Genomic DNA, 26,886 nt, shown 5'->3' with positions numbered 1-26,886 from the left:
CAATAGGCCCCGAGCCGTGCCTTGCGGTATGAATGCATGGCTCGGGGCTTTTAATCAGTTCAGACCCAACTTGCCGCGCAAGGTCGACAGGTCCTCAGCCAAGGTGTTGACCGGGCCCACCAGGGCCTTGCGGTCGGTTTCCTTGACCTTGTCGTAGGTCTCATAACCGCCGTCCTTGGTTTTGTACTTGGCCAGGATCTTGTCCACGGTGGCAAAGTTCTTGTCGACTTTGGCCAGGAAGACTTTGTCCTGCTTTTCGATCTGGCCACGGAACAGGTCGACGATTTTCTTCGCGCCGTCGATGTTGCCCTGGAAGTCATACAGATCGGTGTGGCTGTAACGGTCTTCTTCACCGGAGATCTTGGTGGCAGCCACTTCTTCCAACAGTGCTGCTGCGCCGCCGACGACTTTTTCCGGTGGGAAGGTCAGGCCATCCACGCGGGTTTTGAGGTCCTTGACGTCGGTGTTGAGTTTGGCGGTCAGCGCTTCCAGACCTTTGGTGGTCTTTTCGGAGAACAGCACGTATTCGATGCGGTGGAAACCGGTGAAGTCTTCAGCGGTCACGCCTTTCTCGTGGTCGTCAACACGCGAGTCGATCGAAGCGTCGAGGTCGCTGAACAGCTCGGCGATCGGCTCGATGGACTCATAGTGCACGCGGGTCGGTGCGTAGAGCTTCTGCGCGGTGGCCAGGTCGCCTTTGTTGATGGCATCGGTGAACGCCTTGGTCTGGGTGACCAATTCGCCGATTTCTTCGGTGACGTAGATCTTGTAGTCCGACACCGGGCCTACCAGGTCCAGAGGCGCGGTGGCGGCGAAGGCTGCCAACGGTGAAAGGGTCATTAGCAACGACAACGCGATAGTCGACTTCTTCATGGGGCTTTTCCGCTCTGGGTTTGTTTTAGGTCTTGGCAGTGGTTTGAGAGTGCGTTGCAGCGAGCAGCGTGCGGCCAAGGAAGTCCTTAGGCCCCGTCACCCCAGGCAAGGTGAAGAAGTACCCGCCGCCAACCGGCTTGAGGTATTCCTCCAGGGGCTCGCCGTTGAGCCGGGTTTGCACACTGATAAAGCCTTTCTCCAGGTCAGCCTGGTAGCAGATGAACAACAGCCCCATGTCCAGCTGACCGTTTTTGTTGACGCCGTTGGAGTAGTTGAACGGCCGACGCAGGATCAGGTTGGCCTGTGTCTGCGGGGTGCGCGGGTTGGCCAGGCGGATGTGCGCATCGAGCTTGGTCAACTTGCCTTGCGGGTCTTTGCTGTAGTCAGGTACTTGGGTTTCTTTGTCGCCATCCATGGGCGCGCCAGTCGGTTTGATACGGCCGATGATGCTTTCCTGTTCCTGCAGCGGCGTGCGGTCCCAACGCTCGACGAAGTTGCGGATGATGCGCACGGCCTGGTAGCTGCCGTGGGCGGCCCACGCCGGTTCGTCGCTGCCGGGCTGCACCCAGACGATCTGGTCCATCGCCTTGGCATCGTTGGAGTTCGGGTTGGCCGAGCCGTCACGGAAACCGAGGAAGTTGCGTGCGCTCTGCGCCGGTTCACCGGGTTTGGCCGGTGCCTGGGGCGGTACGCTGCCTTCCTGTTTCCAGCGCACCAGCAGCAGGTCGGGCAGGTTCTTCACGATGTCGCGCAGGGCGTGGATATTGGTGTCCGGGGTGTTCGAGCTGAATTGCAGGCTCAGGTCGCCGTGACACTGCGCGGGTTCCAGCGCATCGTTGGGGAAGCCGACCATGCGGCTCAGGCGCTTGGGTTTGGCTGCCGCCAGGCCGAAGCGCTCATCGAACAGCGATTCGCCGACCGAGACGGTGATGGTCAGGTTATCCGGCGTGACCACCGGGCCGAGGATTCCGGAGTCGGTGGGCGGCAGTTTCGGGTCGACTTGCGGCACGGTGCCGCCGGTCATCAGAAACGCAATGCGCTCATTCAATGTGCGGAACAGGCGCTCCAGGTCTTCGCGATCGCTGGCCAGCACGTCGAAGGCGACGAGCATGCCGCAGGCCGGGCGCGGGGTGACGATGCCGGTCTGGTGCTGGCCGAAAAAGTCGTGGTGGTCCTGGGTCTTGTCACTGCGTGGTGCGGTGGTGACTTGTTCGGCCGCAGCGGCCATGGCCGGGCAGGTCAGGGTGCTGCCGGCAATCGCGGCGCCGGTGGCGGCCATGCCCAGCAGGACACGGCGGCGCTGTGCTGAAAAGTGTGCGGAAAACTGTTCTGAATCACTCATCTATTAGGTCGTCTTCACTGCAGGCCGGAAAGGCCAAGGGCGGGGTCGATTCCATCGAGTGCAACGGCCAGAGCCTTGGCCTTGTCGGCGATCTGCTTGCGCTGATCGGCCGTGACGCTGTCGTAGCGGCTGTACTGGCCGTCGACTTTAAAACTGTTGAGTTGGGCATCGAAGGCATCGAGCGCGCTGTCGATTTTTGGCAACAGGTCCGCCGCCGATTTGGTCAGCAATGGGCGCATCAGGTCGACCACCTTGCGGGCGGCCACCAGGTTGGCGGCAAAACCGTTCAAGTCGATATGGCTGTAGCGTTCCTCTTCACCGCTGGCGGCACGCACATCCGCCAGGCTGTTGAGGTTGCGCACCACAATGCTGACCAGTTGTTCCGGCGGCAGTGATTGCGCAAGCAGCTGTTGCTTGAGGGTGGTGACGTCAGTGACCAGGCGCTCGGCGACCGGGCCGAGGCCATCGAGGCTGCGCTGCTGGAACAGGCTGTATTCGAGGCGGTGGAAGCCGCTGAACGCGGGGTCTTGCTCGCGTTTTTCGAAGTAATCGGCGCGGGCGTTGATCGCGTTGTCCAGCTCGGCCAGACGTTGCGCAGCGGGAGCCAGGCGCTGATACGCTTCACGTGCCGGCACATATAGCGCCTGCGCCTGGGCCAGGTCACCGGCGGCAATGGCTTGCTGCATCGCGGTCACGGCCTTGACCAGTGCACTGCCTTGGCCGCTCAGGTACACCCGGAACTCCGACAGTGGGCCGATAAACGCCACCATCGACGGCTTGGCCTTGGCCTGGGCGTCAGACTCGGCGGTCGGGGTCACATGCAGCGTGCCGCGCGGGTTGCTCAGCAAGCCGCAGGTGATCGCATAGTCGCCGGGCAACAGGTTGGCGTTGATCACCTGGCTTAGGCCCGGCGCGATATTTTCGCGTTCTTCAATCACCAGCACGCCGTCGAGGATTTCCCATTCCACCGCGCGGTCGGAGCGGTTGATGATGCGAAAACTCGCGCGCCCGGCGGGCACGCTGATTTCATTCGGCTCGCAAGCGTGAGCGTGAATCGTCACGGCGATTTCATTGTGGTTGGTCTGACGCTTGGCGGCAGCCAATTGCGAGGCGTAATAAAACAGCGCACCGGCGGCGATCATCACCACCACCGAGCCGGCCACTGCCCAGCGCAGGGCGCGCGACGGCGGTGCCGGTTGAAGGGTTGGGTTGGACAAGAGACGGTCCTTAATGGCTGGAAACGGAAGAAGGTTTGGCGACAGGCTTGGCAGGGGCCGAGGGCAGGAAGAACATCACCAGCGCCACTACCAGATAAATCAGATAGGCACCGAGGGTGCTCACGGTCGGCGCTTCCTGGTAGCCGAACATCCCGGCGAGCACCGAACCCAACGGGCTGTCCATCGGCAGCACGGCGCTGAAGTCGAACAACACGGTTTGCAGGTGGTTCCACACCCCGGCTTCATGCAGCGCCTGCACCGAGTTGGCAAGAATGCCGGCGGCCACCACCAGGATGAACAGGCCGGTCCAGCGGAAAAACGCGCCGAGGTTCAGGCGCATGCTGCCGGTGTAGATCAGGAAGCCGACGATAATCGCCAGGATCAAGCCGAGCAGGGCGCCAATCGGGGCGCCCGGTCCTTCGCTTTGCTGGAACACGGCGAGCAGGAAGAACACGGTTTCCAGACCTTCACGGGCCACGGCAAAGAACACCATGGCGATCAGCGCGATGACTTGGTGCTTGGAGCCGGCCAGTGCATGATCCAGGGATTCGTGCAGGGAATGCTTGATGGAGCGCGCCACCTTGCGCATCCAGAACACCATGGAGCTGAGGATGCCGACGGCTACCAGGCCGACGATACCTTCGAACAATTCCTGTTGTTTCTGCGGGAACTCCGCACTGACCAGTTCCAGGCCGCCACCTACCAGCAGGGCCAACGCAGCGGCCAGGAACACGCCGATCCACACGGCGGGCATCCACTGGCCACGGCCGGTCTGTTGCAGGTAACTGGCAATAATGCCAACGATCAATGCGGCTTCAATGCCTTCGCGCAGCATGATTAGAAAGGGAACGAGCATTCGGCACCGCATCAAGGCTGGATAGGATGCTAATTTGTAACATAATGATACTCATTACTAAACAGCCAATATTGACCTTTGCTGAACTGCGGCTGAACGGTGGTGGCGAATCGCAACCGCCCTTATGATGCATCCCATCTTTTGCAGCATTGAATAGCCCGATTCCCATGGCGGAAAAAGACACCATCTCTATCCATCTTGTGCGCGAAGCCTTGCTGCAGAGCTGCGCGCCCGGCACGGCCACGGTTGAAGCCTTGAGCAAGGTCGGAATAGACCCGGCGCTGCTCGAGCAGCCCGACGCTCGCGTGCCCGCCACGGCCTACGCACGCCTGTGGCGCTTGCTGGCGCGGCGCATGGACGATGAGTTTTTTGGCATGGACCCGCGCCAACTCAAGTCTGGCAGCCTGGCGTTCCTGTGCCGCGCCGCGATGGCGCAACCGAGCCTGGATGCCGGCCTGGAAACCGGCCTGGGTTTTTTGTCGCTGATGTTCGAGCAGATGCCTGCACAGCTGGTGCGCCAACAGAGCCTGGCAGAAATCGTCTTGCTCGAACCCGAACCCAAACGCGCGTTTACCTATTTCACCTATTGGATGATCGTCCACGGCGTGGCCTGTTGGCTGGCGGGTCGGCGTATCCCGATACTCGCCATTGAGCTGCGTTGCCCGCAGCCGCAATTCTGTGATGACTACCGCGTGATGTTCTCCGACAACCTGCGCTTTGATCGGCCACGCACGCGCATGATCTTTTCTGCCGACTGTCTCGACCTGCCGATCAAGCGTAGCCCGGAAGAACTCAAGCGATTCCTGGCGCATGCGCCGGCCAACATACTGGTCAAGTACCGCGACCCGGCGAGCCTGGCCAATCGCATCAAAAATGATCTGCGCCATATGCCTGCCAATACCTGGCCCGAAACCGAAGGCTTGGCCGCCAACCTGTGTATATCGGCGTCAACCTTGCGTCGCCGCCTGGCAGATGAAGGGCAGACTTATCAGGGGCTCAAGGATAGCGTGCGCAAGGAACTGGCGATTGTCTGGCTTGCCGAGGCCGATATCAGTTTTGTTGAAATTGCCGTGCGCCTTGGTTTTGCTGATGTCAGCTCATTCTACAAAGCCTTCCGCAAATGGTCCGGCTCAAACCCAGGGCACTACCGCAGCCTGATTCTGAGTGACGCGTTGCCGTCTTTGTGACGCAGGCTCATGCGTTGATTAGCAGGAGGTAATGTGTACATACACTTGCTGCACTGCGCTTCAGAATAAGCCGATCCGTTTCGAAGGGGCGGCTCTCAGATTATTAGGCTCCTTTCTCTGGAGTACGTCTAATGAGCTTATCCCGTGTTGATACAGGCAACAGTGCGCTCTCACACCAATCAAATCCGTCACCCGGTGAGCTGAACCTGGCGACGTCAACCGGCCAAACGGACAAGCTGGCGGTTGCCGTTAAACCAACCGCTGGAGCTGACGCTGAACTGGCCACCCTGCTGAGTAGCGGGCACCAAGACGATTGGCGCTTTCAAGATTTGTCGCCAGAGACGTCGATTGGCAAATGGATGGGCCACTTTGTTGACGCGTGGAACGCGCCGTCCCTGCAGGCTTGGGTAAGGGCGCAAAATTTCGTGATGCCTAGGTTTCACATAGTGGGGGCCACCCTGACGGTACAAGCGCAAGATACCGGTAAAATCACTACATTTACCCCGTCTGATGGCAGCGGTTGGTGGCCGATCGGACGGCAGGTGATTGCCAGTGCTGCCATGCTTGATCCGCAAGCAAATGGCCTGAGCAACCCCGGAACCAGGCTTTTGCCCGCTGAGATTGCGGCGTTCTACGGCGTTCGCTGGCCCATCAACAGTACCGATGCCGACGCTCTCAAAGCCACCGGTTTTCCGGTAAAGCCTGTTGAGGAAGACCCCCTGCGGTCGCCTGAAATGCGCAAGCTGGCAGAGCGTGAGTTCATGGATGTAGAAAATGAAAGCGCATTGATAAATACGCTGCTCAGTAAGCTCAAGGACAAACCAGACAACGAGGACATCGACCTCAGAGCGATTTCCCAGGACATTGCACCGGGTTCGTCACTTGGGATTGCCAATCGCTCGGGGCTCAGAATAGTGAAGCGCTTGATGCGCGATCCTCTGATGGCACCCATCTTGAGCGCAAACCGCACAGGCGTGAATGCCCAGGTTCGGCTGGAGAATGGGCAGTTTATGGTCAGCGCCAACGGCACATCTGGACCGTGGCGCAACGTGACGGAGCAAGTTCTGGCCCATCCCACGCTCGCGCAACTGCTCGACAGTGCCATTCAGCAATCGGAAGCAACCGGAAAAATAATCAGATCACATTCAATCGGCGATGTATGGCAATTGCTGCGCTATGCAACGTCGAGCGAATTACCGGCCGTCATGACTGCCAGCGACTTGCGCAACATTGTGAATTGGAAACTCAACCCGCTACCACCAGAACCACCACTTGGCAGCTATGCCCGTAATTTTCTGGAAGATCAGCAATCACCTGATTCCCTGACCGAGGGGCAACGTATCAGAGTCCGCCGCTCAGCACCCGGCAACAACATACCCCCACAGTTGACACTGCTTGATTGCTCACCCAAACCCTGGGCAGGCCAGAGCCCGGTATCCATCCGCCAGAATGCCGACGAACTCATTAGCCAAGCGTTGACTCAAGGTGCAGGACTGAGGCGCTGTGAGCCCATTCTTGCTGCACTTAAAGACGACGGGGCAGAGGTGCGCGGGAAGGCTTCGCCAAGCTATCGCAAACAGCTGATCCTTACCCGTGATCTGCTGATCATAGATCCAACGCTGGGTACGCAGCGCAATCATATCGGCGGCTACAACCTGTACTCGGCATCAAACGCAGGAAAAACCCTGTTCGAGGTGCGTACTGAGCTTGAACAACACCTGGCCAGAGAAAAACAACTGCCCCTCGATCAAGCGATACTGGTCACGCATGCATTGTTGTCGACCGTCGCCCCCGAGTTTCTGGTGAAGGGCGCGGATACTGTACGTGTGGGGACGTTGCCACTGGTCAGCCTGCGCGTCCACACGGCACTGGCGGAAATGGCATCTCAAGGCAGTTCGCGGCTGATGAGTGTAGAACAACTTGGCTCTCGTGCCTTACTGAGGCCGGTCTCGCCTGAACACGAACAATTGGAAGCAATGCACTGTGCCGGACCGATATACGATTGGGCCTTGGCCCAGGGGGTCGTGACCGAGGAGGATGATTACTCACCCACAGCGCTGAATGCCGCGGCAATTGCTTACAACAAGCGCGTGGAGGACAGTGGGCTAGTGGCCGCCAGCCTTGATAAGGCCAGCTCATTACTTAAAGCCCGCACGCATGTAGGTGAACAGGAATTGGAGCGTGTTTGCCCTGGCCAGAGTGAGTTCTTTAGTAAAAGGACGGTACTGTTCAAGCCCAGTTCTTCAGTTGTTAACGCTGTACCCTTGAGCAACATTGCGAACTCAGCCATCAACGCGTGGAAACCTGATACCACTGTCCTTGGGCTTGCAGCGGGGCCTTGTTCAATCAAGGATTTATACTTGTCAGGCGAGTTGACGGCTGAAAATATAAGCACGAAAGAATGGAACTTTATCAACCCTTCAGATAAAACCGCGTTCGAGGCATTGAAGAATCAACTTGTAAAGTTGAAGCCGATCGAAAGCGTGTTTCTATTGCCCGTCGTGCAGGGAATTACAAGCTTGGCAACCTATCAGGGCATTGCCACGAAAATGCTGATGAGCGAATTGCCTGTTGAAGACAGGCGAAGGTTAGAGTCTGGCGAAGTCACCGTCTATGGCGCTTCGACTCAAGAGGGCGACCTCAATCAAGAAGAGGCTCAGCAAAAAATCGGGCCTGTTCTGTTTCTCAGAGATGCGTCGGGCGCCAAGTGTTATGAGTTTCTCCCCGGCTCTAACCGCTACGCAGAACGCCCGGAACTGGTCGACGCCATGACGTTTATGAGTGATTCGGGTACCGATTCCTTCGGGAAAATCATGCGCCGGCGTCTAAGCCCGACACTGCCGGTTGATATTGAGGTCGTCGCGCACTTTCCCGCGCCGCCTAAGCGTCAGGACGCATCAGCGGGCTTGCCCAATACCTATTCATCGACACGAACGGCTGAAATTCTTAGAGCCCTGCAACTGGAAAATTTGCTCGTCGACCCCTTGCTGCTGATGAAGCAAGCTGCAGGCACGACGTATAACGAAGCCGTTCAGCAGCGTTTGGATGCTATTGATAATTTCGTCATCAATACCCTGATTCCGTTCAAAGGCAATATCGAAGAGCTCGCCTCAGGCGATCGCCGTCGTGTTGCCGTGGGCGCTATTGGGCTGGGCTTGGAAATTGTAGGTGCTCTGTTTGTGGCCGCCAGTGCCGTCAGCGCGGTCGCAAAGGCAGGGTCGATAGCTGCCAAGTTAACCGTTGCGGGTAAAGCAGTGCTGTCGATGTTTAATCTACCGGGGGCAGTGGCCGGCACGGCGAAATCCTTGTTTCGTCTCACCGCAATGGGCGTCAGAAGCGTGGGGGTGAACGTCCCTAAATCATTAGGGAAAGGACTCTCTGATTTCAGAAAACTGGTGTGTGGTAGCAAAAAAACCGCGACATTAATCAGGCTATCGCCACGCGAGCGTACGGGCAAAGAAGTCACTAACTTAGTGGGAAACATCGGATTGCCAAATACGGTTAACGGCACGATAGATTTTGCCCAGCAATCACCGCCCAAGGCGTCTGAAGGCTGAATCGTTTCTAAAACGTAACCACTGTTGTTTCGAGCAGGGATGCTCATCTCTCGCTGGTTTGACCCCGACTCTGCGCGCGCCCCGACAACTGTCGCCCTCCTGCACGACCGAGCTGAAAGCCTCACCTCAAATCATCAGCAAAAAAAAGCCCCGCGACCGAATGAGCCGCAGGGCTAAAAATTGGCTGGATGCGACCAACCAAAGGAGCTCGTTACATCACTTGCTGCTGGCGACGACCGTGTCCGGCTGCCAGCCACCGCCCAGGGCCTTGTAGATCGCGACGATGCCGCGATACAAGTCCACTTCGGCCTGAGCCTGGGAGTCTTCAGCCGCCAAGCGCTCACGCTGCGCATCGAGCAGCACCAGGAAGTCCACGGTGCCTTCGCGATAACGAATCGCGGCGAGGTCTGCGGCAGCGCGGCTGGATTCACTTTGACGAATCAGCGAGACCAGGCGCTGCTGGCGTTTGCCGTAATCACTGAAGGCATTCTCCGATTCTTCCAACGCCAGCAACACTTGCTGCTCGTAGGTCGCCAGGGCGCCATCGGCTTCGGCATTCGCACCGCGCAACCGTGCACGCACGCTGCCCAGGTCAAAGGCGGCCCAGGTGATGCTAGGGCCAAGCGACCAGGCATTGGCGGCAGCCGAACCGATCTGCGAACCACGCCCGGCGGTAAAGCCGAGGAAGCCGCTGAGGCTGACCCGTGGGAACAGGTCGGCCTTGGCCACGCCGATACGCGCGGTGGCGGCGGCCAGTTTGCGTTCGGCGCTGAGAATGTCCGGGCGACGTTGCAGCAACTGGCCGGGGTCGCCGATCGGCAAGGCCTTGGCAATCGCCGGCAGGTCTTTGGGGCTCAGGTCCACGCTCAGCTTGTCGGGGCGCTGGCCGAGGAGGGTGGCGATGCGGTTACGCTCGCGCACTTGCTCGGCTTGCAGTTGCGGCACGCTGGCTTCAACGGCGGCCAGGCGTGCGTCGGCGCGTTCCACATCGAGCTGATCGCCCACACCGGCATCACGCAGGCTCACGGTAATGGTGCGAGATTCCTGCTGGTTCTTCAGGTTGTCCAGAGCAATGCGTTCACGCAATTGAGCGCCGCGCAGTTGGCCGTAGGCGTCTACCAGTTCGGCAATCATGGTGACTTGCAGTTGGTACAGGTCGGCTTCGGCGACCTGTTGATCAGCATCGCTGGCTTCCAGGTTGCGGCGGATGCGGCCGAACAAGTCGACTTCCCAGGCCATGTCCAGGCCCAGGTCGTAGCGCTCACTGTTGACGCGTTTGGTGGTCTGGCCCGGGATCTGGCCTTTGCCCACGTCGCTGCTGGCGCGAGAGGTGACGACCGGCATGATGTCGGTGGCCACGTCATCACGGATGGCGCGTGCCGCCCGCAGACGGGCGAACGCCACACGCAGGTCGCGGTTACCGCTCAACGACTGGGTGACCAGTTGGTTGAGGGTCGGGTCCTCGAACTGCTGCCACCAGATGCCTTCGTACTTGGCGTGGTCATAGCTTTTGGTGTCGGCGGCGGCCGTGATATTGGCCGCCTCCAATTTTTCGGTTTTGTAGTCCGGGCCTACGGCACAGGCGCTCAGCGCCAGTACCAGCAAGCTCGGCAAAAATACTTTCACGCTCATTGCTGTGTCTCCAGCTTCAAGGCCTTGGCCGCTTTGCGTGCTTCGCCGCGCTCCACATAACGACGGATCAGTACGTAGAACACTGGGGTCAGCAACAGACCGAAGAAGGTCACCCCGATCATCCCGGAGAACACCGCCACACCCATGGCATGACGCATCTCGGCACCGGCACCGCTGGACAACACCAGGGGCACCACACCCATGATGAAGGCGAACGAGGTCATCAGGATCGGCCGCAGACGCAAGCGGCAAGCTTCCAGTACCGCGGCCAGCGGATCGAGACCTTCCTGCTGTTTATCCTTGGCAAACTCGACGATCAGAATCGCGTTCTTACACGCCAGGCCCACCAATACGATCAGGCCGATCTGGGTGAAGATGTTGTTGTCGCCACCGGAGATAATCACCCCGGTGATGGCCGACAGCAGGGTCATCGGTACGATCAGGATCACCGCCAGTGGCAGGCTCCAGCTTTCGTATTGGGCGGCGAGCACCAGGAACGCCAGCAGTACGCAGAGCGGGAACACGAACAGCGCGGTATTGCCCGAGAGGATTTGCTGATAGGTCAGGTCGGTCCACTCGTAGGTCATGCCGTTGGGCAGTTCATCTTTGAGCAGTTTCTCAATCGCCGCCTGAGCCTGGCCGGAGCTGTAGCCCGGTGCGGCGTTGCCGTTGATTTCGGCGGTGATAAAGCCGTTGTAGTGCATCACGCGGTCCGGCCCCGAGGTGTCGCTGACCTTGATAAAGGTCGCCAGCGGGATCATCTCGCCCTTGTTGTTACGCACTTTCAGCTGACCGATCTGGTCTTCATCCAGGCGGAACTGCTGGTCTGCCTGCACGTTGACCTGGTAAGTACGGCCGAAGCGGTTGAAGTCGTTGGCATACAACGAGCCCAGGTAGATCTGCAGGGTGTCGAAGATGTCGCTGATCGCCACGCCATGGGTCTTGGCCTTTTCGCGGTCGATGGCAGCATCGACCTGCGGTACGTTGACCGTGTAGCTGGTGAACAGGCCGAACAATTCAGGCGTGGTGCGGCTCTTGGTGATGATGTTCTGCACTTCCTTGTACAGCTCGTCGTAACCCAGGTTGCCACGGTCTTCGATTTGCAGGCGGAACCCGCCGATCGTACCCAGGCCCTGTACCGGCGGCGGTGGGAAGATCGCCATGTAGGCTTCCTCGATGCTGCTGTATTTGCCGTTCAATGCACCGGCAATTGCGCCAGCGGACATGCTCGGGTCTTTACGCTCATCGAAGGGCTTCAAGGTCACGAACACGATGCCGCTGTTCGGGCTGTTGGTGAAGCCGTTGATCGACAGGCCCGGGAAGGCGACGGCGGCTTCCACGCCGGGTTGTTTCAGCGCGATGTCGGACATGCGCTTGATCACGTCTTCGGTACGGTCCAGGCTCGCGGCGTCCGGCAATTGCGCAAAAGCCACCAGGTACTGCTTGTCCTGGGCCGGTACGAAACCGGTTGGCGTGTGGGCAAAGCCCAGCCAGGTCAGGACCATCAGGCCGGCGTACAGGAACAGCGCGATACCACTGCCGCGAATCACCCGGCGTACGGTGCCCACATAACCATGGCTGGCTTTCTCGAAGAAGCGGTTGAATGGGCGGAACAACCAGCCACCCAACAGCTTGTCGAGCACCTTGGAGAAGCGATCCTTCGGCGCGTCATGGCTGCGCAGCAACACGGCGGCCAGGGCAGGGGACAAGGTCAGCGAGTTGAATGCCGAGATCACCGTGGAAATGGCAATGGTCAACGCGAACTGCTTATAGAACTGACCGGTCAAGCCGCTGATAAAGGCCGCTGGAATGAACACCGCACACAGCACCAACGCGGTCGCGATGATCGGGCCGGTTACTTCGCTCATGGCCTTTTCGGTGGCCGGGAACGGTTCGAGTCCCAACTCGATATTTCGCTCGACGTTCTCCACCACCACGATGGCGTCGTCCACCACGATACCGATGGCCAGTACCAGGCCGAACAGCGACAGTGCGTTGAGCGAGAAGCCAAACAAGTGCATCACCGCAAAGGTACCGATCAACGATACCGGCACCGCCACCAATGGAATAATCGAGGCGCGCCAGGTTTGCAGGAACAGGATCACCACCAGCACCACCAGAATCAGTGCTTCGAACAGGGTGTGAACCACCGCCTCGATAGAGCCACGCACGAAGATGGTAGGGTCATAGACGATGCTGAAATCCATGCCTTCCGGGAAGCTCTTTTTCAGCTCCGCCATCTTGGCGCGTACTTCGTTGGAGATCTCGATGGCGTTGGAACCTGGGCGCTGGAAGATCGGGATCGCCACCGCCGGCTGGTTGTTGAGCAACGAGCGCAGCGCATACTGGCTGGAACCCAGCTCTACCCGTGCAATGTCTTTAAGGCGGGTGATTTCACCGTTGGCGCCGGAGCGGATAATGATGTTCTCGAACTCCTCCTCCGTCACCAGGCGGCCCTGAGTGTTCACCGACAACTGGAAGCTGGTGGCATTCGGTGCAGGTTGCGCACCCAGGGCACCGGCGGCCACTTGACGGTTCTGCTCACGAATCGCGTTGACCACATCGGTGGCGGTCAGGTTGCGCGAAGCGGTTTTGTTCGGGTCCAGCCAAACACGCAGGGAGTAGTCGCCCATGCCGAACAACTGCACGTCACCCACACCGCCCAGACGCGCCAACTCATCCTTTACGTTGAGCAAGGCATAGTTGGACAGGTAGAGCATGTCGTAACGCTTGTCCGGCGAGGTCAAGTGCACAACCATGGTCAGGTCAGGGGAAGCCTTGTCGACCGTAATACCGATGCGCGTCACTTCCTCAGGCAGCTTGGGCTGCGTGCGCGTCACACGGTTCTGCACCTGCACCTGCGCGTTATCCAGGTCGGTGCCCAGGGCGAAGGTGATGGTCAGGGTCAGCTTGCCATCGGCAGTCGACTGCGAGGACATGTACAGCATGTTCTCGACGCCGGTAATGGCTTGCTCCAACGGAGCGGCCACGGTTTCACCGATGACTTTGGGGTTGGCGCCCGGGAAGTTGGCACGTACCACCACGGTGGGCGGCACCACTTCCGGGTATTCGCTGATCGGCAGTTGGAACAGCGAGATCGCACCGGCGATCAAAATCAACAGCGACAGCACCGCTGCGAAGATCGGCCGCGAAATGAAGAACTTGGAAAAATTCATCTTGAGTTGTATCCCTTAACCGCGTGGAGTCGCGACGGCTGCGAGCTTGGGCGCGGCTTTATCCGGCGCCACTTGTTCCAGGTTGCTGGCTTCAAGCGCTTGTCGTTGTTGTGCCAAGGCGGCGAGGGTTTCCTTGCTGGCCATCGGGATCGTTTCCGGTGCAACCGGCGAACCCGGACGAATGCGCTGCAAGCCCTTCACGACGATGGTGTCGTCCTTGGTCAAACCGCTGCGCACGATGCGCAGGCCTTCGATCTTCGGCCCCAGTTCCACCGAGCGATAAGCCGGCTTGTCACCGTCCATCACCAGCACGAACTTCTTGCCAAGGTCGGTGCCCACCGCTTCGTCGTTGATCAGCACGGCGGAGTAGGTGCCGCTGCCGACCAACTTCAAGCGGGCATACAGGCCCGGGGTGTATTCGCCCTTGCTGTTATCGAACACGGCGCGACCACGGATGGTGCCAGTGGCCGGGTTGACCTGGTTGTCGACGAAGTTCATCTGGCCCAGGTGCGGGTTGCCGGTTTCGTTGGACAGGCCCAGGTACACAGGGGTGGTCGCGCCACGGCGGCCTTCACGAGCCAGCTCGGTGTATTTGAGGTACACGCGCTCGTCGGCGTCGAAGTAGGCGTAAACCTTGTCGGTAGAGACCACGCTGGTCAGCGGCGTGGTGTCGGCGGTCACCAGGTTGCCGGCGGTGATTTCAGCACGGCTGACGCGGCCACTGATCGGCGAGGTCACGCGGGTGAAACTCAGGTTCAGCTTGGCCAGGTCCAACTGCGCCTGGATCCCGGCGACAGCGGCGCGAGCTTCCTGGGCGGCGGTGGTGCGCGAGTCAGCCAGTTCAGCGGAGATCGCATTGCTCTGACGCAGACGCTCGCCGCGTTGCGCTTCGTTATCGCTACGGCTGGCGGCGGCTTTGGTTTGTGCCAGTTGGGCTTCGAGGCGGCGCACCTCAGACTGGAACGGGCGCGGGTCGATCTGGAACAGCAGGTCGCCTTTCTTCACCAGGGCGCCTTCGGTGAAGGCCACCTGGTCGATCTGGCCGGACACGCGCGGACGAATTTGCACGGTTTCCGGGGCTTCCAGGCGACCGGTGAATTCATCCCACTCGTTGACCGGCTGTTCCAGCACCTTGGCCACACTGATTTTCGCGGGGGGCATGGCGGCCGCTTGATCCGGGGTCTTACCGCAGGCGCTCATCACCACCACGGCCAAAATCGCCAAGGGGAAGCGCAAGTGTTTGAGTGACTGTTCCATGAGGTGCATCCGCCAATGTATTTGAGATGGGCGGATCATGCGCGGCGAGGTGCTATGTCACGAATCGAATGAAACAAAGGTAACTATCATTCGGAATGATATAAGCGAGAGGCGAGCCCTCTAGAATGGCGTTTTCGTTAGGGAGCTATCAATAGGCGTGATGACAAAGGTGTATTGCGTAGCGTGCAAGGAACGAGGCTCACAACCCGCTGTCGTTGCCTCGCAACCAGATGAATCCACTCCTTCAAACGTCTGACGGTGGCGTCAGGCTGCCACGCTTACTAGCAGTCAGCCCTCCCAAAAAGTACATCAACCCGCCCGCCACAACAAAAACCACCAACATATAAAACATGCTGTACGCCGGCTGCGTAGCCAACACCCACCCACACAACACCGGCCCCAACGCCGCGCCGACATTGCCCAGGTTCTGCGCGGCGTAGTACATGCCGCGCAGGTGATTGGGCGCGATGTTATCGATGAACATGTATTCGGCCGGGAACACGATAATTTCGCCAAGGGTGAAAATCGCCATCGACAGCACCCACATCAGCAGCGTGGTCGACAGCGCAAACCCGCCCAGCCCGACAATAAACAGGCTCAGGCCAGCGGCAAGCCACCGACTCAGGTAGCGCGGGGAAATCCGTTTGCCGAGGCTGTATTGCAAGCTGATAACTGTCAGGGCATTGGTGGCCACGATTGTGCTGATGATCCGGTAGGTCTCCTGAGGTGTAGTGGTGACGATCAGGTACTGCGATAGGTAGGCCGTGAACTGGCCGAATACCACGGCACTGAGAAGTCCGCCGAGGGTAAAGCACACCAGGCGGTAATCGCGCAGCAGCAGTGTGGCGACCGCCAGGAACGCTACGGGTGGCTGGTTTGCTTGGGCTGTCTCCAAACGCCTGTCGCCCCACACGAAGTAAATAAACAAGAACCCGGCACCCAGCCCGGCTGACATCAGAAACGGCAGGCTGGCATCCACGGCGGCCAACCCCGCGCCCAGGAACGGCCCGACGGCATAACCGATATTGGTCAGCGTGTATTTGATCGAAAACGCTTCACTGCGCTGATCAACGGGGAGCAGGCTGCCAAACCCGGCTTTTACCGCGATATCAATCACCGCATACGCCAGGTTCACCAACACCAGGCACAGGTAAAACAGCCAGAGCGCAGGCGCGATAGGGGCGCCGAGAAAGCCCAGCGTGAACACACCGCAGAAGAGCAGGATAAGCCGGTAACTGCTCATCCGATCCACCAGAAAGCCGCCATACAGGCTCAGCAGCGAGCCAATGATCAGTGTGCTGCCGATCACCAAGCCGATATCGGCGATGCTCAAGCCAAAGTGGCTCGACAAATAGATGACCAGGTAGGGCAGGGTGATTGCGCGGGCGAGCGTCAGTATCAGCGAGGCGCTCAATAGCAGGTTGAGGGTGGCGGGGTAGTTTTTCAGCGTGGCCAGCATTCGAGCCTCAGAGTCCATTTATCAGAGTACAAGCAGCTTACCTTTGAACCGAGTTCTGATTTAGGATGGTTTTTATCCAGACACAGGAACTCAATTCATGAATAAGGGCTGTGCATGTTTTCTTCAGAGCGCCTGAAGGGCATCGATGTATTCGTCTGTGTCGCGCAGTACGGCAGCTTTACGGCGACCGCCGGGAAAATGAACCTGACCGCCTCGGCCGTGAGTAAAAGCATTGCGCGCCTGGAAGCCCGTCTGGGTGCCCGACTGTTCCAACGCACCACGCGCAGGTTGTCGCTGACCGATGCCGGCGTTGCCTACCTGCGCACCTGCACCGGCGTATTAACCGACCTGGAAGAAGCCGAATGGGCATTGCAGGCTGAAAACACCGAACTGCGCGGGCGTGTGCGCATTGACCTGCCCGGCGCCTTTGGCCAGGCGCAGGTGCTGCCGATCCTGCTGCCGTGGCTGAACACTCATCCATTGCTGACCCCGCACATCTCCTTCTCTGATGGCTTTGTCGATCCGTTCAAGGAAGGCGTGGATATCGTCGTGCACATCGGCGACGACCCGGCCTGGCCGGAGACGGTAGGGCACCGATTACTCACCCGAGAGTGGCATGTTTTATGTGCGTCCCCTGCGTATCTCACTCGCCACGGCACGCCACAGTCCGAGCGTGACCTTGAACAGCATCAGTGCATTGCCTACGGCTGGGTCGATGGTCGCGTCAGCCACTGGCAGCACGCCGGCGAACATGGCGCGACACTGCACAGCCACGTGCAGCCGCAACTGGTGATCGGCCATGGCAACGGCCTGAAGATGGCTGCGCTGGCCGGCTGCGGTATTGCACAACTGCCGTCGTGGCTGATTGAGCAACACTTGCAGGACGGGTCGCTGGTGCAAGTCTTGCCGCAATGGGCAAGTGAAGGGATGGGCATCAGTGTGGCCTGGATCAAAAGCCGCCACGCGCTGCCCAAGGTGCGTGCGGTGGTGGAGGTGCTGGTTGCAGGGTTGGGCGCGGTTGAGTGACACTCCTTGATTTTCCGAACAAATTTTCCACAGGATGCGCAGATGCCAAACCTCCCGACACCGCCTTCCACGGGCGACGATCCTTACCTTTGGCTGGAAGACGTCGACAGCACGCAGGCGCTGGATTGGGTGCGCGCACAAAACCTCAAGGCCCACGCCCGGCTCGCCGAATCCGCGCCTTTCAAGGCGATGCAGGCCGACCTGCTGGCGGTGCTCGATTCGGACAGCAATATCCCTTACGTGGAAAAAATCGGCGCCCACTATTACAACTTCTGGGTCGACGCCGCCCACCCTCGCGGCCTGTGGCGGCGGACCACGCTGGCGCAATATCGCAAGGCGCAACCGGCCTGGGAAACCGTGCTGGACATCGACGCGTTAAATGCCCTGGAAGGTGAGAATTGGGTATGGCACGGCGCCGACTGCCTGCACCCTGGCTATCAACGCGCCTTGGTTGCACTGTCCCGGGGCGGCGCGGACGCGAGTGTCACGCGCGAATTCGACCTGGTCGAAAAAGCCTGGGTCAATGACGGCTTCGAGTTGCCCGAATCCAAGGGCGGGCTGGGTTGGATCGACCACGACAACGTGTATGTGTTTACCGACTTCGGTGCAGACAGCATGACCCGCTCGGGTTACCCGCGCATCGTCAAGCAGTGGCAGCGCGGTACACCCCTGAGTGCCGCGACGATCGTCTACGAAGGCCGGCACGACGATATGTATATCGCGGCGATGCACGACAGCACACCGGGCTACGAGCGTGATTTCGTCAGCCGCACCCTGGCGTTCTACAACAACGAACTGTACCTGCGCGCCCCGGATGGCACGCTGAGCAAAATCGACGCGCCGAACTCGGCCGACAAGTCGGTGCACAAAGACTGGTTGCTCCTGCAATTGCGTGATGATTGGGCAGTGGGTGATGGCTATGTGGCTGGCTCGTTGCTGGCGATCAACTTTGCACGCTTCATGGCCGGCGCGCGGGATTTCGACCTGTTGTTCGAACCATCGGACAGCACCTCGCTGGCCGGCATGGACTGGACCCGCAACCACTTGGTACTCAACGTGCTGGAGGACGTCAGAAACCGCCTCAGCGTGCTGACGCCGGGCCCACAAGGCTGGGCACGCAGCGCATTTATCGGCGCGCCGGCGATGGCGACCGTGGATGTGAGCGCCGTCGACAGCGATGACAGCGACGCCGTGTGGATGGTCACCCGAGGTTTTCTCACGCCGGTCACGCTGTCACTGGCCGACCTTGACGCGCAACCTGAAGTGCTCAAAGCCATGCCGGCGTTCTTCGATGCGAGCCGGCATGAGGTTGAACAGCATTTTGCCGTGTCCAAGGACGGCACCCGCGTGCCGTATTTCCTGGTGCACGAACAGGGCTTGCAGTACAACGCCAACGCGCCGACCTTGCTCTACGGTTATGGCGGTTTTGAAGTGTCGCTGTGCCCGGAGTATTCCGGCGGGCTGGGCCGCGCCTGGCTGTCCAAAGGCGGTGTGTATGCCGTGGCGAATATTCGCGGCGGCGGCGAATACGGCCCGCGTTGGCATCAGGCGGCGCTCAAGCACAAGCGTGCGCGCGCCTATGAGGATTTTGCCGCCGTGGCGCAAGACCTGATCAACCGCAACATCACCTCGCCCCGGCACCTGGCCGTGCAAGGTGGCAGCAACGGCGGCCTGTTGACCGGCAATATGCTCACCCAATACCCCGAGTTGTTCGCGGCCGTGGTCGTCCAGGTGCCTTTGCTCGACATGCAGCGCTATCACCACTTGCTGGCGGGCGCCTCATGGATGGAAGAGTACGGCAACCCGGACGTGCCTGAAGAATGGGCCTACATCCAGACGTTTTCACCCTACCACCTGTTCGACCCGGCCAAGACCTACCCGCCGGTGCTGTTCACCACCTCGACCCGCGATGACCGCGTACACCCGGCCCATGCCCGTAAACTTGCGGCCAAAATGATCGATGCCGGCCAGGACGTGACGTACTACGAAAACATCGAAGGCGGCCACGGCGGCGCGGCGGATAATGCCCAGAGTGCGTACATGAAAGCGCTGGTCTATGGCTTTCTGTGGGAGCGCTTGAGCGCCGGCCACGGCTGACTTGCGCTGGCAGGTATGATCGGATGCCCCTTGGATAAGTGAAGAGTCAGATGCGCACACCCTATGTTTTTATCTTGATGTCGATGCTGTTGGCGGGTTGCGGCTCGTCGGGCGCAACCACTGGAAATCATGCGCTCGAACGTCAGCAAAATGCAGCGCTGACGTCCGGTGCGACGCTGGATCCTTACACCGTTGAGAAGCTCAATGCGATTCTCCAAGAGCGTCCAAACTACCGGTTGCTTCCCGCGGGCCAACAGATCGGCCTGATCTCGGAGGCCTTTTTAGGCACGCCCTATGTTGCCAACAAGTTACAGGGCTCACTGAGCACGCCCGAACAGTTGGTGGTCGATTTTCGAGGCCTGGATTGCTTTACCTACCTGGATTACGTCGAGGCCCTGCGACAATCGGCAGCACAACCCGACTTTATGAAAAACCTGCTGCGCACGCGTTATGTTGATGGCGATCTCGACTTTCTGAGCCGTAAGCACTTCTACACGGATTGGGCCTACAGCGGCACGTATAAGCCGGCGCAAGACATCACCGCGCAGATAAGTGCCCATGCCGTTCGCCGCGAAAAACGCCTCAACCAAAAAGCCGACGGCAGTACCTACTTGCCTGGCCTGCCGGTGGTCCAGCGTACGGTCACCTACATTCCTGCCGGTTTTATCGATAAGAAGGTCATCAATCGCCTGCACGAGGGCGATTTTATTGGCATCTATACGCCCTTGGCCGGGCTGGATGTGACCCATGTGGGGTTCTTTATCATGACGGACAAAGGCCCCGTACTGCGCAATGCGTCCTCACATTCAGGCAGCCAGAAGGTGGTGGATTCGCCGTTTCTGGCGTATGTGGCCAACACGCCGGGGATTGTTGTGCTGAGGGCGAAGGAGTAGGTGGGCGAAGTAGGGCTTTAGCGCGCGAGGCCGCAAACGCGGTGGATCGGCAACCTTGAACTTGGGTCTCTATGGGTTTTGTTACAGGCTATCGGGGTTCCAAAAAAATTGACGAAGAGAAGCTTCCCGGCAATGCAATCGAGCAACCAAGCTCAAGCAGGTGCGCAGTTCTTCATATCGCGAAACGGGGTGATTTCCAGTGGGGGCGTCTGCGCACAAAGTGGCGCCCGCCAATAGCCCACGCTGTGCCATTGACCGTGTTTGTACCCAACTTCAGGGTAAGTACCAATATGAGTAAAACCGAGCGCTTCATGGAGGCCTATGCTCCCCGCATTGGGTAATGCGATGCCAGCATAGGCCGCATGGAACCCCTGCTTCTCAAGAAGGGGAAGTAGCTGCTGATAAAGCGCACGAGCTATCCCTCGTCGGTGCACGGCGGGGTCAACGTAGACGGTGACGTCTACCGACCAGCGATAGGCCTCTCGAGTTCGATGCTGGCTTGCGTAAGCGTATCCAACGACCTTGCCGCCCATCTCTGCAACCAGATAGGGGTACGTCCGCAGGGTTACTGCAATTCGCTCCGCCATCTCGTCGATTGTCGGTGGTGCCAGCTCAAACGAGATGACGGTGTCCAACACCATAGGCGCATAGATAGCCTGGATGGCAGAGGCATCAGCGGGTGTTGCAACCCTAACGTTGTAATTCATGTTTTTCCTTGCTGTTTGCCATAATGAACCGTGGCTGGTCCGGGCTGAACCATGCAAGGCATCAACCGGGATCAGAATATCGCGCTGGATTCGTATATCACCCTTTTGAAAAGCTTCATCACATCCGCGAATCGAAGCGAGGCTCGATCACTGTATAGGGAGCTTCTGCTCCTGCAGGCCTGGCTGCGGGATGTCCACGATCACTTCTTTCCCCCCAAGAACCTTCGCCAGGAATAGTGCAGTCAGCCCGCCAAAGAACTGCGAAATAATGAAGGGTGCAGCATCTGAAATACGTATTCCCGAGAATGTATCGGTGAACCCGCGAGCAATGGTCACTGCCGGATTCGCAAAGCTCGTGGAGGACGTGAACCAGTAGGCTGCGACAACATACGCGGCAACTACCTGAGGCACTTTTGCTTTGTGATATTTATCGCACAGCAGAATTGTCAGTACCAATCCCGACGTTGCCAGGTACTCACTGAACCACTGCGAGGGTCCTGTGCGAGCGTGGTGGGAGAACTCGACCAAGGGCAGCTCAAACATCAAGTGCGCGGCGAATACACCGAAAATCGCACCCATCGTTTGAGCTACCACGTAGGGGCCCAGTTGCTTGCTGCTCAGTCCTCCGCGCAAATAGTCGACTACAGAGACTACCGGGTTGAAGTGCGCACCCGAAAAAGTGGAGAAGCACACGATCAGCACATACAAGCTCGCGCCAGTTGCCAGCGCATTGGCAAGAAGCGCTAGCGCGTCGTTACCGTTCGCCAAGCGCTGAGCCATGATTCCAGAACCGACCACGGTGCAAAGCAGCACTGCGGTACCGAGAAACTCAGCGAGGATCTTGCGTGAAGTACTCATTGGACAGGCCCATTAGGAAAGATTTGAGGGGTAGCGGCTACTGAGTAGGCTCGTAGCCGCAGACGCTGTTACGAGCAGCAAGACTTGGGCTTGACGGGCTGACTTCCCTCCACGACATACAATGCATCGTCTACGCTAAGGCAGGCATCCTGTGAAGCCAATTCCGTGGGCGCGCCACGCTTGTAAACTCTGCCGCTATCTCCGGTGAGTTCACGGCCAGGGCCTCGGTAGATCACTGTCGCAGACGCCCCGTTCTGAACTTCGGGTTTGGTGCCGGTAACAGTGACGGAGTAGAACCGGACTGAACCGATTCGCTTGGTTGAGGCGTCGTTCCGGGCCTCAATCTTTATTCCCGTGAGACCGACTTCCTGAAGCTGCTTGTAGAACTCCTGCTCCTGAAGTACGCCTGAGTAGCAGGCCGACCACAGCTTGGTGTCTCGTTTCAATTCGTCAGGAATGGCGATATCTGAGACGTTGTCAGAAATTGCAAAACGGCCACCTGGTTTCAGTACCCGATAAATTTCGGCGAAAACATTCTGCTTTTCGGTCTCACCAACTAGATTGATCACGCAGTTCGAGATCACCAGATCGACAGACTGGCTGTCGATAAGAGGCTTGGACTGGGAGCTATCGCTGATGAACTGCTCGAAGTTTTTCCACGATGCCCAATCAGCACAAGGCTCTGTACGCAGGCGTTCCTCGGCCAGCTCCTGATCGATTTTCAAGTTGCTCGCGGAGGCCTGGTAGAAACGCAAAGGTGCGCTATCCGTTGCCTTCTGAAACGCCTTCGCTTCTTCACGAGCGATCTGCAACATGCTTGGGTTGATGTCGATACCAAAGACAGCACCGTTACTACCGGCGATTTGGGCAGCGACGTAGCAATTCAGACCGGCCCCTGAGCCCAAGTCTAGGACGACATCACCTTCGCGCACATACTTGGTCGGGTTACCGCAACCGAAGTTGGCTTCGATGATTCGCTTTGGAATGTTCTTCAGGTACTGGGCACCATAAGCGTCGCTGCAGCAGCTCTCAGTCAGCTGCGATTCAAGGACAACGTTGCCGTTGCTCAACGCTTCGGTGTAGTCCGCGATGATTGTGTTTTCAATTGCAGAAGTCATTGCTCACATCTCCCGTTCAGCAGCACGAACTACCATCAGCGCAGCACGATTCCTCGGCTGAGCCTGCGATGGGCACAAGCCCTTTGGTGACCTTGGGGTCTCGAACTGAAGGCGTGTTGCAGTCGAAGAAGCCGCTCTTGTCCAAGTCTGGCTCGACATAGCAGCGCACTGGTATGAATTGGCCTTGGTAAGGCGCTGACATCAGCAGATTGAAGGTCTTCTCGCACACCGCTGTACGGACGCCGCGCTGGTAGGTATGGCCGTCGTCGTCGACCGTATGTTTCCAAGGACCTTTGTAGATAACGGCATGCCCTTGGTCGAGGCACACGCCGGCCTTACCCTTGTATGCGCTCACGGTGAACAGGCGGAACTCAATGCCGTCCTGAATGGAGACAGGCACCTCGGATGCCAGCTCATAGGTGATGCCATGGAAGCCCGCCTCGCAGAGCTGCTCGGCAACAGCAGACTCGGTGAGTGCGTTATTACACTCCAACCCCTCAACAGTGAAGGCCCGGAGCGCTACGGCTTCCTCATCAGACAGAATCGCCGGAAATACCAGTCGACCATGACGTTGCAGTCGCTCATAGAGCGATTGCGCGATTCGGCCAAACTCGGGCTCGGCATTGAACCCTTCCCAGTAAATGTTCGCGAACACGGCCGCAGTGGAGTTGGCTTCGTCCGAACTCGGACTGAACACTACGCCCTGAGCTTGCCCATACTGGGCTGTGAGTTCGTCATTGCGGCTCGCGGAGCAGATGAAAAGAGTGTCTTTGCCGTCCTTGAGCGACCTGCTCAACGACTCGTTATGAGCGCGCCAAGCAATATGGCCCGGCACCTGAAGACCATCGGTTTGGTTGGCCAGCCTGAGAGCCGCCTGCAACAAAGTAAGTGACGACATCTATTATCTCCTTAGCATTTCAGGCAGCAACGTTTGAACACACCTGCTTCTGGCGGTGTGACCGAGTCCATGAAGAGCTTGTCCAGGCGGGAATCCGAATGCTGCCAGTCGAAGTGAAACTCGTGCTCCTCAAACTGCAGTTCCTTCACCGTGTCGTTGTTGAGCAGCGGTGAGCCCTTGTAGAGATGCAGCCGAGTTTCAAACTGAATGGGGTCGACGATGTTCTCCAGCTCGTTGCGAGCAATGAAATCGTGCAGCTCGGCCATGTCCTCAAGGCTCACCCAAGGGTTGAACGTGATGAAGGTCGGGTTAACCTTGACGCCGGCCTCTTTCAGAAACGCCAACGCCTCCTCGATCATGGGCACGTTCATTTCCTTGAAGACCTGGTCGAGAACTTCCTGCTTGGGGAACTCCAGCGCGGTGGTGATGAAGGCAAGCCCGAGCTGCCCCATTTCTGTGATGGCGTCCTTGTTCTCCAGAATATGATCCACGCGAGTGGTGAAGTCATAAGTGAGATCAGGGAACTGCGAATGCAGAGTCCGGATGATTTTCAAACCATGCTTCTTGGCATTGAAAAAATCGGCATCCGTGAACGTGAGGTGAGTCATGCCCTGTGCAACGAGGTTCGCCACGTCGCGCTCAACGAGATCGTCGGAGACCAAAAGCACCTTGCCGTCATAGGCCGCATACACCGAACAGTAGGAACACTTATGGTGACATCCGCGCGACCCTTCGACCCCACCCACAACTTTCTTTTCGCCGAGCAACTTCTCCAGCTGAGGTTGCGGATATTTGTGTAGAGGCGGTGCCAGGTCCCTGCGCGGCAGGCGGAATCCGTCACGGATCAACTGAGGCACAACGATCTCACTGGAAAGGCCGCGAGTCCGATCGATCACTCCGCGCAGATCTTGGTCCTGTTCGCCACTCAGATGTTTGGCCAAGCTGACAATAGGTTTTTCCCACTCGCCTGCGATTGCATAGTCACCGTATTTGGAGGCCAGGCTTTTTGCATTGATGGTCGCGTATTGACCGAAGAAGCAAACTTTTTGGGAGGGCTTCGCTTCTTTAAGCTGCTTGGCCAACTGCGTTCCCGCAGTCAGAGAGTCAAAAAGCGGTACGCAGATGAAGACCACATCTGCGTCGCTGAATCTCTCCAGGGAAAGTCCCTCGACGTAGATATCGATGAGCTGCGCGTCGATATCTGCATCGAGTAGGGCTGTGGTTGCAGATATCGCGTTGAGCGGTTGATACCCCCCTTCGAATGTACTGGCGACCAGATAATTCATTCTCTTTCTCCTTGAGTTCAGGCACGACAATTCGGTGACTGGAGTCACTGTTGGTTTTGTAGGAATTCGAAGTTAAGGCGATATCAGCAGAAGAACTGCCAGCCCTATGAATGCTTGTAGAACTGAGCCTGCTGTCACCAAGCGCATGTATCTGCCGGTGCTGTATTCGGGAAAAGCGTCCGATTTGACCAGCCAGTAATAGCTGTCGTTAGGGAGAATGGCGACAAAGGATCCGAGACACACGGCGAATGTGACGCTCATCAAGTCCACCCCGCTGGACGCCAGGATCGGCGAGAGAACAGGAGGGATGGCAGCGAAGGTCGCAAGCGAAGAACCATTCAGTGTTTTGAATACCGCTGCCAACAGGAACACCGCAACCAGAATATGCGTGGTGCTGCCCGACGCGCTGAATGCCTGCTGAATCAGATCCTTGGGAAGCACCCTACCAAGGGCCTGCCCCAACGCAGATGCACAGCCGATGGTGAACAGTAGCGAGCTGGTTCTACGCATCGCTTTGGAGAGCAGATCTTGAACCTCACCAGGTTTGCAGCTAATCGCGATCAATAACGATGTGGCGATCAGCGCACCGGCGGGCGTAGTAAAGAACTCGATTACAGAGTGCTGGTTCTTTGTGAGGGTGTACCCGGCGACCAGGAGCGCGAAAAATACTGCCAGAGGCAGAATTACTTTGAAAACCGAGCCCTGAGGCACGGTCGGGGCCGTCGAATTCTGGGGGAATGAAAAGTCTGTGCGAGTCGTCCAGTACGTCCAGATCGTTCCAGTTATCCACGTGACGACGGTGAGCAGCAACCCTAGATACAGAAACTTTGGGTCATGAGTGTTGGCTCCCAGCCCAATCCCGATGATCAGCGGGCCTGCGGGCATCAGCAGCTTGAACCCTGAGTAGCATCCTATGGCGATGTATTTCCTGTGTTGCCCCGCAATGGGAGCAAGAGAGGCGTAGGCCGTATCGGGACAAACCATCCCAGCACCCAAAAGGGGTGATAGAGAGATACCGAATTTTCCAAAAGACACACTGCCTTGCGTCGAGATCCATCCGGCAATGAAAAACGCGCTCAGGATGACGATGGCGAAATAGCCGAGGTTGTTTGCGAAGCCTTCGCTCAGCGATTGAAATACGTCACCGCTGCTAGTGCCGGCAAGAAGAGGGATTAGAATCGCGCCCAGTAGCATTGCGACAGGGAGAGGCATGGAAACGCTGCTCCATAGGTTCCGTAAACGGGAACCTGTTTTCGTCCTAAGCGCTTCTACCAACATCCTTGTGTCTCCGAAAGTTACCGGAATTGCCGTTTGATAGGGCCGCAGGCCTTGCCTTCAGTCCACAATCGCAAAATACGTTGCGAGTCGCAACTAATATATTGGAACAATTTTGCTAGGGCTTATACCCAAAAAAATGTGTCGCTTCGGGTGCTAAGGTGTTATTAGC

The 26,886-nt window shown here is 58.3% G+C and carries 19 protein-coding genes; 5 read left to right on the top strand and 14 right to left on the bottom strand.

Going from position 1 to position 26,886, the window contains the following annotated elements; genetic code table 11:
- Positions 1–54 precede the first annotated feature (54 nt).
- From efeO (AOA62_RS22830) to efeU, 4 genes are read right to left on the bottom strand one after another with little or no spacing between them, the layout of a single operon-like run.
- A complete protein-coding gene (gene efeO / locus AOA62_RS22830) occupies positions 55–873 on the bottom strand; it encodes an iron uptake system protein EfeO (RefSeq protein WP_099549839.1) in 819 nt (272 codons plus the stop codon).
- A 25-nt stretch (positions 874–898) separates the two neighbouring features.
- Positions 899–2,215 (bottom strand): iron uptake transporter deferrochelatase/peroxidase subunit, encoded by a 1,317-nt coding sequence (efeB, locus tag AOA62_RS22825; protein ID WP_099549838.1) that lies wholly within the window; start codon positions 2,213–2,215, stop codon positions 899–901.
- Between the two features lie 14 nt (positions 2,216–2,229).
- Complete coding sequence (efeO, locus tag AOA62_RS22820; protein WP_099549837.1) at positions 2,230–3,432, bottom strand: iron uptake system protein EfeO; 1,203 nt, start codon at positions 3,430–3,432, stop codon at positions 2,230–2,232.
- A gap of 10 nt (positions 3,433–3,442) precedes the next feature.
- Positions 3,443–4,288: an iron uptake transporter permease EfeU gene (efeU, locus tag AOA62_RS22815; protein WP_099549836.1), complete on the bottom strand. Its 846-nt coding sequence runs from the start codon at positions 4,286–4,288 to the stop codon at positions 3,443–3,445.
- A gap of 167 nt (positions 4,289–4,455) precedes the next feature.
- Between efeU and AOA62_RS22810 the strand changes: the two genes are divergently transcribed.
- A complete protein-coding gene (locus tag AOA62_RS22810) occupies positions 4,456–5,475 on the top strand; it encodes an AraC family transcriptional regulator (RefSeq protein ID WP_017135539.1) in 1,020 nt (339 codons plus the stop codon).
- A gap of 131 nt (positions 5,476–5,606) precedes the next feature.
- A complete protein-coding gene (locus AOA62_RS22805; RefSeq protein WP_099549835.1) occupies positions 5,607–9,032 on the top strand; it encodes a hypothetical protein in 3,426 nt (1,141 codons plus the stop codon).
- Between the two features lie 216 nt (positions 9,033–9,248).
- Here the strand turns inward: AOA62_RS22805 and AOA62_RS22800 are convergent, their stop codons facing one another.
- The 4 genes from AOA62_RS22800 to AOA62_RS22785 form a co-directional block, all read right to left on the bottom strand.
- Positions 9,249–10,664 (bottom strand): efflux transporter outer membrane subunit, encoded by a 1,416-nt coding sequence (locus AOA62_RS22800; protein WP_099549834.1) that lies wholly within the window; start codon positions 10,662–10,664, stop codon positions 9,249–9,251.
- Complete coding sequence (locus tag AOA62_RS22795; RefSeq protein WP_017135542.1) at positions 10,661–13,840, bottom strand: efflux RND transporter permease subunit; 3,180 nt, start codon at positions 13,838–13,840, stop codon at positions 10,661–10,663. The genes AOA62_RS22800 and AOA62_RS22795 overlap by 4 nt, the downstream gene beginning before the upstream one ends.
- 15 nt (positions 13,841–13,855) lie before the next feature.
- Entirely contained in the window at positions 13,856–15,097 is a 1,242-nt protein-coding gene (gene mexE, locus AOA62_RS22790) for a multidrug efflux RND transporter periplasmic adaptor subunit MexE (RefSeq protein WP_026013568.1), read from the bottom strand.
- Between the two features lie 244 nt (positions 15,098–15,341).
- Complete coding sequence (locus AOA62_RS22785; protein WP_099549833.1) at positions 15,342–16,556, bottom strand: MFS transporter; 1,215 nt, start codon at positions 16,554–16,556, stop codon at positions 15,342–15,344.
- A gap of 114 nt (positions 16,557–16,670) precedes the next feature.
- Between AOA62_RS22785 and AOA62_RS22780 the strand changes: the two genes are divergently transcribed.
- Genes AOA62_RS22780 through AOA62_RS22770 form a run of 3 tightly spaced genes read left to right on the top strand, consistent with a single transcriptional unit; the run spans position 16,671 to position 20,572 of the window.
- A complete protein-coding gene (locus AOA62_RS22780) occupies positions 16,671–17,582 on the top strand; it encodes a LysR family transcriptional regulator (protein WP_099549832.1) in 912 nt (303 codons plus the stop codon).
- A gap of 42 nt (positions 17,583–17,624) precedes the next feature.
- A complete protein-coding gene (locus AOA62_RS22775) occupies positions 17,625–19,679 on the top strand; it encodes a prolyl oligopeptidase family protein (protein ID WP_099549831.1) in 2,055 nt (684 codons plus the stop codon).
- Positions 19,680–19,729: 50 nt separating this feature from the next.
- Positions 19,730–20,572, top strand: a complete 843-nt coding sequence (locus AOA62_RS22770; protein ID WP_099549830.1) for a DUF1460 domain-containing protein — start codon at positions 19,730–19,732, stop codon at positions 20,570–20,572.
- A gap of 152 nt (positions 20,573–20,724) precedes the next feature.
- On the opposite strand, the gene AOA62_RS22765 is transcribed toward AOA62_RS22770, so the two are convergent.
- The 6 genes from AOA62_RS22765 to arsQ form a co-directional block, all read right to left on the bottom strand.
- On the bottom strand, positions 20,725–21,279 hold the full coding sequence (locus AOA62_RS22765) for an arsinothricin resistance N-acetyltransferase ArsN1 family B (protein WP_017135547.1): 555 nt from the start codon (positions 21,277–21,279) through the stop codon (positions 20,725–20,727).
- A 147-nt stretch (positions 21,280–21,426) separates the two neighbouring features.
- Positions 21,427–22,137, bottom strand: coding sequence for an MIP/aquaporin family protein (locus AOA62_RS22760; RefSeq protein WP_099549829.1), 711 nt, complete (start codon positions 22,135–22,137; stop codon positions 21,427–21,429).
- A 68-nt stretch (positions 22,138–22,205) separates the two neighbouring features.
- Positions 22,206–23,255 carry an arsinothricin biosynthesis methyltransferase ArsM gene (gene arsM, locus AOA62_RS22755; protein WP_099549828.1) on the bottom strand — a complete coding sequence of 350 codons (1,050 nt, stop codon included), beginning with the start codon at positions 23,253–23,255 and terminating at the stop codon, positions 22,206–22,208.
- 16 nt (positions 23,256–23,271) lie between these two features.
- Positions 23,272–24,153 carry a methyltransferase type 11 gene (locus AOA62_RS22750; protein WP_099549827.1) on the bottom strand — a complete coding sequence of 294 codons (882 nt, stop codon included), beginning with the start codon at positions 24,151–24,153 and terminating at the stop codon, positions 23,272–23,274.
- Between the two features lie 11 nt (positions 24,154–24,164).
- The gene (gene arsL / locus AOA62_RS22745) at positions 24,165–25,439 is read right to left on the bottom strand and encodes an arsinothricin biosynthesis radical SAM protein ArsL (RefSeq protein WP_099549826.1); all 1,275 of its coding nucleotides are present in this window, start codon (positions 25,437–25,439) and stop codon (positions 24,165–24,167) included.
- 72 nt (positions 25,440–25,511) lie between these two features.
- Complete coding sequence (gene arsQ / locus AOA62_RS22740) at positions 25,512–26,717, bottom strand: arsinothricin export permease ArsQ (protein WP_099549825.1); 1,206 nt, start codon at positions 26,715–26,717, stop codon at positions 25,512–25,514.
- Between the last annotated feature and the right edge of the window lie 169 nt (positions 26,718–26,886).

Source organism: Pseudomonas sp. 2995-3 (assembly GCF_002742565.1).
In the GTDB taxonomy this organism is placed as follows: Bacteria; Pseudomonadota; Gammaproteobacteria; order Pseudomonadales; family Pseudomonadaceae; genus Aquipseudomonas; species Aquipseudomonas edaphica.
Note: the sequence above shows the minus strand (reverse complement) of the source record. Positions and strands in the feature narration are given on the sequence as shown.

Coding starts and splice junctions, on each gene's coding strand:
- arsL (WP_099549826.1), bottom strand. CDS start 25,439: ATGAATTATCTGGTCGCCAGTACATTCGAAGGGGGGTATCAACCGCTC.
- efeO (WP_099549839.1), bottom strand. CDS start 873: ATGAAGAAGTCGACTATCGCGTTGTCGTTGCTAATGACCCTTTCACCG.
- AOA62_RS22800 (WP_099549834.1), bottom strand. CDS start 10,664: ATGAGCGTGAAAGTATTTTTGCCGAGCTTGCTGGTACTGGCGCTGAGC.
- arsQ (WP_099549825.1), bottom strand. CDS start 26,717: ATGTTGGTAGAAGCGCTTAGGACGAAAACAGGTTCCCGTTTACGGAAC.
- arsM (WP_099549828.1), bottom strand. CDS start 23,255: ATGACTTCTGCAATTGAAAACACAATCATCGCGGACTACACCGAAGCG.
- AOA62_RS22770 (WP_099549830.1), top strand. CDS start 19,730: ATGCGCACACCCTATGTTTTTATCTTGATGTCGATGCTGTTGGCGGGT.
- AOA62_RS22760 (WP_099549829.1), bottom strand. CDS start 22,137: ATGAGTACTTCACGCAAGATCCTCGCTGAGTTTCTCGGTACCGCAGTG.
- AOA62_RS22775 (WP_099549831.1), top strand. CDS start 17,625: ATGCCAAACCTCCCGACACCGCCTTCCACGGGCGACGATCCTTACCTT.
- AOA62_RS22750 (WP_099549827.1), bottom strand. CDS start 24,153: ATGTCGTCACTTACTTTGTTGCAGGCGGCTCTCAGGCTGGCCAACCAA.
- AOA62_RS22780 (WP_099549832.1), top strand. CDS start 16,671: ATGTTTTCTTCAGAGCGCCTGAAGGGCATCGATGTATTCGTCTGTGTC.
- AOA62_RS22795 (WP_017135542.1), bottom strand. CDS start 13,840: ATGAATTTTTCCAAGTTCTTCATTTCGCGGCCGATCTTCGCAGCGGTG.
- mexE (WP_026013568.1), bottom strand. CDS start 15,097: ATGGAACAGTCACTCAAACACTTGCGCTTCCCCTTGGCGATTTTGGCC.
- AOA62_RS22785 (WP_099549833.1), bottom strand. CDS start 16,556: ATGCTGGCCACGCTGAAAAACTACCCCGCCACCCTCAACCTGCTATTG.
- efeU (WP_099549836.1), bottom strand. CDS start 4,288: ATGCTCGTTCCCTTTCTAATCATGCTGCGCGAAGGCATTGAAGCCGCA.
- AOA62_RS22765 (WP_017135547.1), bottom strand. CDS start 21,279: ATGAATTACAACGTTAGGGTTGCAACACCCGCTGATGCCTCTGCCATC.
- AOA62_RS22810 (WP_017135539.1), top strand. CDS start 4,456: ATGGCGGAAAAAGACACCATCTCTATCCATCTTGTGCGCGAAGCCTTG.
- AOA62_RS22805 (WP_099549835.1), top strand. CDS start 5,607: ATGAGCTTATCCCGTGTTGATACAGGCAACAGTGCGCTCTCACACCAA.
- efeB (WP_099549838.1), bottom strand. CDS start 2,215: ATGAGTGATTCAGAACAGTTTTCCGCACACTTTTCAGCACAGCGCCGC.